At 38.2% G+C, this 5,941-nt stretch carries 7 protein-coding genes; 4 read left to right on the top strand and 3 right to left on the bottom strand.

What is annotated here, in order from left to right:
* The first annotated feature begins 4 nt into the window (after positions 1 to 4).
* The 3 genes from AC1DSB_RS13055 to AC1DSB_RS13065 all read left to right on the top strand — a co-directional run bounded on the left by AC1DSB_RS13055 (position 5) and on the right by AC1DSB_RS13065 (position 1,489).
* Positions 5 to 571: an HTH-type transcriptional regulator Hpr gene (locus AC1DSB_RS13055; protein ID WP_016429165.1), complete on the top strand. Its 567-nt coding sequence runs from the start codon at positions 5 to 7 to the stop codon at positions 569 to 571.
* Positions 572 to 689: 118 nt separating this feature from the next.
* Positions 690 to 1,235 (top strand): DUF3267 domain-containing protein, encoded by a 546-nt coding sequence (locus AC1DSB_RS13060; protein WP_477532151.1) that lies wholly within the window; start codon positions 690 to 692, stop codon positions 1,233 to 1,235.
* A gap of 68 nt (positions 1,236 to 1,303) precedes the next feature.
* On the top strand, positions 1,304 to 1,489 hold the full coding sequence (locus tag AC1DSB_RS13065; protein WP_016429167.1) for a hypothetical protein: 186 nt from the start codon (positions 1,304 to 1,306) through the stop codon (positions 1,487 to 1,489).
* 213 nt (positions 1,490 to 1,702) lie between these two features.
* On the opposite strand, the gene AC1DSB_RS13070 is transcribed toward AC1DSB_RS13065, so the two are convergent.
* A complete protein-coding gene (locus AC1DSB_RS13070; protein WP_231391157.1) occupies positions 1,703 to 1,804 on the bottom strand; it encodes a YjcZ family sporulation protein in 102 nt (33 codons plus the stop codon).
* Between the two features lie 130 nt (positions 1,805 to 1,934).
* On the opposite strand from AC1DSB_RS13070, the gene AC1DSB_RS13075 reads away from it, so the two are divergent.
* Positions 1,935 to 2,831: a peptidylprolyl isomerase gene (locus tag AC1DSB_RS13075; protein WP_477532152.1), complete on the top strand. Its 897-nt coding sequence runs from the start codon at positions 1,935 to 1,937 to the stop codon at positions 2,829 to 2,831.
* A gap of 143 nt (positions 2,832 to 2,974) precedes the next feature.
* Here AC1DSB_RS13075 and yhaM read toward each other — a convergent pair whose 3' ends face one another.
* Positions 2,975 to 3,919 (bottom strand): 3'-5' exoribonuclease YhaM, encoded by a 945-nt coding sequence (yhaM, locus tag AC1DSB_RS13080; RefSeq protein ID WP_477532153.1) that lies wholly within the window; start codon positions 3,917 to 3,919, stop codon positions 2,975 to 2,977.
* Positions 3,916 to 5,941, bottom strand: a 2,026-nt coding sequence (locus AC1DSB_RS13085; RefSeq protein WP_477586859.1) for an ATP-binding protein, incomplete at its 5' end; no start/stop codon positions are given. The genes AC1DSB_RS13085 and yhaM, both read right to left, overlap by 4 nt.

A 5,941-nucleotide genomic window follows, 5' to 3' on the forward strand; every position in this document is an offset into this window, starting at 1 on the left:
CGATATGTCTGAACAATTGTATACCATGAAAGAAGCTATGCTCTACAGCCAGCGAATTGCCCAGTTGTCGAAAGCGCTTTGGAAAGCGGTCGAAAAGGATTGGCAACAATGGATAAAACCTTATGACTTGAATATTAATGAGCATCATATTTTATGGATTTCATATCATTTAAAAGGGGCTTCCATTTCAGATGTTGCAAAGTTTGGTGTAATGCATGTGTCTACTGCATTCAACTTTTCAAAAAAATTGGAAGAACGTGGGCTTTTGTCTTTTTCAAAACGAGAAGATGACAAGCGGAATACGTATATCGAGCTTACTGAACAAGGTGAAGAATTATTAATTAAAATGATTGAGCATTATCACGATTCTCAGCACGCTGTTATTGAAGGTTCAATGCCTCTTAAAGATTTATACGGGCGTTTCCCCGAATTCATGGAAGTCATGGCAGTTATCCGAAATATTTATGGAGATGACTTTATGGAAATCTTCGAACATTCATTTAAAAACATTGATCAATCCTTTGATGAAAAGATTGGTAACATTAAACCGGCCGTTACAAACAAGAGTTAATATAGCAACGTTTGAAAACGCTATCTAATTTGTAATAAATATTGGCTTGCTTTTTCTATCAAAACATCGTAATGTATGTATCTGCAAGTACATTATTTTACAATAGGAGATGCATACAGTGCACTGCTGGAAAACCATCAATGTAAAAAAACAATACGGATTTGATCGTATTTTCATGTTATCGTCATTACTCGTCGTTGCCGTATTTTCACTTTTTTATGTGTTGCTCGAAATTTTACACGACAATCGCCTTTCGGATGATCGATTCGCTGTTTTTTTACTGAGTTTCTTGTTATTGTATCCGGTTCATAAGAGTCTTCACTTTTTACCATTGATTCGATATCGGAATCGCATACACTTCTCAGTAAAAAAACAATTCAGCTTTATGCCTATATTATCGATTCGCATAAAAGAGCCTGTACCTAAAGCACTTTTCTTGTTTGCTTTACTTGCTCCGTTTTTCATTATTAACAGCCTGCTGATTACTGGTGCATTCATGATGCCCGAATTTGGTCATTATTTTACGATGTTGCTAGCTTATCATTGTGGTCTCTGTCTGATTGATTTGTTATATATTAAAAATCTTGCCCGTTCACCCAAAAAAGCTTTAATTGAAGAAACGGAAACGGGATATGAAATTCTTGTTCCTCCAGCTACCTTTTAAACGGATTGCTGTTCTTTTTTTCTTGATTTTGATATGCTTGTGAAGATTGGCAGAGGGGAGGAATAAACTTGATTATCGCAGTTGTAGTACTATTCTCGATTGTGTATTTATTCCAGATTAATCGCATGACTTATGCATTATGTGCGCAACGAGAAATTCCTGAAGAGAAACAAAATAAGATTTTCCGAACCATTAATGTATTGGTGACGATTTTACTTGTTTCCTTTTATGTAGAAATATTATTGACCGCATAAAAAAGTCCATTCGCCTGACTCCAGGCAAATGGACTTTTTCTTTTTGAAAAGCAAAGAATACTTTTTAAAGAAACCCACAAATTAAGAGAGCCTCTCTGTTCAGCTTCAGCGTAAGTTCGGACAGTCGTTTCACTACTTCATCCGAAAATATTCTTTTCCGATAGTTTATGCAACGCCAATGTCGGTCTATCTCAGCCGTTACTGATTTTTAAATTAGCACAAAAATGCTGCACCTACGATGATCAAAAGAATAAATAATACAACGATTAAAGCAAAGCTGGATTGATGCTGGAACCCACCACTCACTTCGCACACCCCCTTCCTCTTTGTTATCGTATGCTCTTGTGTTCAACAAGCGTAGGCATATGAGGGAACCATTTTTGTTTTTCCGTCGTCTATGGTATAGTAACAACGGCAATAAGAAGATAGTTAGGAGAGATTTCCCATGAAAAAAACCGTATTAACATTGACATTAGCAGCATCTGTATTAGCTTTATCAGCTTGTAATGGCGACTCAGCGTCAGACGACAAACCAATTGTCACGTCTAAAGCTGGAGATATTACGAAAAACGAACTTTATGAAGAAATGAAAGAATCCGTTGGTAAACAAGCACTTCAAGTTTTAATCATTGAAAAAGTATTAGCTTCAGAATATGAAGTTTCAGACAAAGAAGTAAAAGCTCAATTTGACAAAGAGAAAAAAGAAATGGGCGAAAGCTTTGATCAATATCTTGCACAACAAGGTCAAACAGAAGAGAGCTATAAAAAATACATTCGTTTGAACTTATTGCAAGAAAAAGCTTTAACTGAAGACGTTAAAGTTACCGACAAAGAAGTAAAAGCTCAATACGAAAACATGAAAACAGAATTAAATGCACGTCATGTATTAGTAGCAGACGAAGCAACTGCGAAGGAAGTTAAAGCGAAGCTTGATGGTGGCGCTGATTTCGCTACTGTAGCAAAAGAATATTCAACTGAGCAAGCAGCACAGCAATCAGGTGGCGAACTTGGCTGGTTTACTCCAGATAAAATGGTAAAAGAATTCTCTGATGCAGCATTGGCATTGGAAATTAACAAAATCAGTGAGCCAGTAAAAACTAAATTTGGCTATCATATTATCCAAGTAACGGACAAGCGTGAAGCTAAGGTTGGTTCATTTGAAGATGAAAAAGCAGAAATAACTAAAACCTTAAAATTGCAAAAAGCTGATCAAAGCACTTTGCTACCTAAAGTATCGAAGTTAATGAAAGAAGCAGATATCAAGATTAACGATGAAGACTTAAAAGGTGCAATCGATCAAATGTTAAATCCAGAGCCAGCAGAACCTGAAGCTGCTGAATAATAATGTGTACAGGAAAGGCGCTTCCCATTTGAGGAAGCGCCTTTTTGTTATGTGCTATGTTAACTTTCACGGTTGTTAACTGAGCCTTCTTGTTATTTATCATTGTTAATCTTTGCATAACTAACTACCTAATACACGTTTTCTTATTCAAACGTTGGTTTATAAAATGAACGATTGTCGAGTGGGAATAGACGCTCGGAAAACTCTCCAGGGTTCGTTTTCTTTAATGCTCGATCCAGCATATTCATCTTCGCATCGATATTATCAATATAGTGAAGAATTTCTGCCTCACGCAGCATTGGTTTTTTAGGACTGCCCCACTCTTCTTTCCCGTGATGCGACAAAACCATGTGCTGGAGAAGCATGACTTCTTCCCCTTCAATTTGTAACTCCTCTGCCGCTTTTGAAATCTCATTGACCATGATTGTAATATGGCCTAACAAATTCCCTTCGATGGTATAAGAAGTTGCGATTGGCCCTGATAACTCGGTAACTTTTCCTACATCATGCAAAATAATGCCTGCATAGAGTAAATCTTTATTCAATGAAGGATACAAATCACATAATGATTTACCAAGCTTTAACATCGATACGACGTGGTCAATTAAACCAGAGACATAATCGTGATGATTTTTCGTTGCAGCAGGATAAGTCATGATGGACGCTTGATGTTTTTTCAACAAGTGACGCGTTATTCGCTGAATCTGTGGATTCTTCATTTCAAAGAAGAATTGCATTAACTCCTCAAACAATACTTCTTTCGCTTTTTCAGCAGATGGCACAAGGTCACTTAATGAAATTCCTTCATCATCTTTTACAACTCGAATGCTTTTGATTCGCAATTGGTTTTTCCCACGGTAATGTTGTATCTCTCCACCTACACGAACAATTGCTTCCGCATGATACAACGCTTCATGCTCTTCATTTGTATCCCAGAGCTTCGCTTCGATATCTCCACTTTTGTCCTGAAGAATAAGGGTCATAAAAGGGTTTCCGGTCGTTGTGAATGCCTTTATAGATTGCTTGATTAATAGATTATGATCGACAGTTTCGCCCACTGCTAAGTTTGAAATACCTTTACCTTTCATACCGGCGATACACTCCTTTCCTTTTGCAACAATGCAACATCTATGATGTGTGCATCAGTCCATATTGCCGTCATCTCTTCATGACAAGTGAAATACAAGAATTGATGATGGTTTTCTAAATCTGACATTAATTGTACCATTTGTTTCACACGGAAACGATCGAAATGGACAAATGGATCATCCATTACGAATGGGAAAGGCACGGATCCAACCAATGATTCCGCCAAAGCGAATCGCATGGCAATATACGCTTGTTCTTTCGTAGCTTGACTCAATTCCGCAATTCGATAACGCATGCCTTGTGAATGGACCGCTTCGAAAATTCCCTCATCATTAACTTCAAGTGACTCATATCGTCCATTTGTTAAGTGCGTAAAGAACTGCTGTGCTTTTTCAAGAACAAATGGGAGTCTATTTTCTTTTAAATTGTGCATCGTTTGCCTGATGGCTTCCGATACAACTTTGTTGATGGACCATTTATGTGCAAGTTCTGCGAGTTCAGTTTTCTTTTGTTCAAATTGTTGTAGCATATACCCATAATTTTCATCACTAAGCATTGAGCTAGTTTGCTGTCTCAGTAATGCTTTTTCCTCCAATAAGTCTTGGCGGGATTTGGTAAGATTATTTGCTTGTTCCTTTAATTGAGTCAACTGGGCTTCTTGTTCCTCATGATTTACAGTAGACATTGCGATTTCACCAATTGATTTGAGTTGCGCTTGAATCGACTGGTATTCCTGTTGAAGGGTTTGTTTCAGACGGTATGCTACGTCGGCTTCATAAAATCCACGTTCAGAATCGACTTGCGCTTCACTCCACAACTTTTGTACGTCTTCAGACAAGGCATCAAACAACTTCTCTTTTTCTGATAGCTGAGCTTCCCATTCTTTCATTTTTACTTGATACATTTCATGCTCTTTTCGATTTGTTTTTGCATTGTTGCAGATCTCACGCAACCGATGATAAGCATGCTCTTTTGAAAGTGCCTCTCCCGTTGCTTCGGACATTTTTTTAAGTCGTTTTTGAATTTTTTCTTCAAGAGATTGAACATCCGTCAATTTTTGTGAAATTGATTGTTGCTGTTCCTGAATATGACGAATGCGTTTAAACAGTTCTGGGAACAATTTCGGATGCAATAGCTCTGTAAATCCATGAAGCTGAAGAAAATCCGATAATGTCTCTTTCGCTTCCTCACATTTTGCCTCTTGAATACCGATACTTTGCTCTACCTTCACCGTCAACCGATGTTGATCTTGAAGTTTTTCTTTGAGCTGATCCATTCGTTCATTATACAATCTTACCCGATTGGCCAAATGCTCCGTACTGGACAATTCCTGTTCTAGTGCTGCAATTTGCGATGAATAATCATCGGGTTTCCTGTCAGATGTACCTTGGTTCATCTTGTTCAATAACACAAAAATAAGTCCGGCTAACACAATTCCACCAATCGCGATCGTCCAGTTTCCTGAAAGAATAGCCCCTAGAATGGAGGCTATACAAATCATGATGGTGATAATTTGGGGAATGTTTGTCGTCACTGCTGCCGGCTGTGTCTCCAGTTGCTGGCGGGCTTTCAACTCGGCCACTTGTCTTATCAGTTTTTGCACATTTCCGCTTTGTTGTTGCTCCATTTCAGTAGGTGCAGACGCACGAAGCTGTTGCATTCTACTTTCAATTTCTTCTCTTTCGATTTTTGTTCGTTCCCAGCTTTGTCGTTCAAATCGAATAGCCTCTTCGGCTTGTTGCAATCGATGCATTACTTGTTGAAAGTGCTCTTCTTTTTGAAGGGATACATCCATAGCTATCACTTGAGAAAAATGGGACTTGTCTTTGACCCCCAACATTCGCGCTTGCTGTTGTATGTCGGCTTTCGCTTGTTCAAGGTCACTCGTTAGCTGTTGCTTTCTAAGCAGCCAATGATGCCATTCAGACTCCTTAGCCAATAACTCTTCTTTTTCCCGTGTTTGTTCATACGACCATAATTCATTCAATTGCTCTAGTTGTTGTTGAATAGCAGATTGTAGC

The sequence above is a fragment of the Paenisporosarcina sp. P4_E4_2 genome (genome assembly GCF_056401595.1).

Excerpts from the sequence above, each read along its gene's own strand:
- yhaM (WP_477532153.1), bottom strand. The coding sequence starts at position 3,919 with ATGAAAGGTAAAGGTATTTCAAACTTAGCAGTGGGCGAAACTGTCGAT.
- AC1DSB_RS13075 (WP_477532152.1), top strand. The coding sequence starts at position 1,935 with ATGAAAAAAACCGTATTAACATTGACATTAGCAGCATCTGTATTAGCT.
- AC1DSB_RS13055 (WP_016429165.1), top strand. The coding sequence starts at position 5 with ATGTCTGAACAATTGTATACCATGAAAGAAGCTATGCTCTACAGCCAG.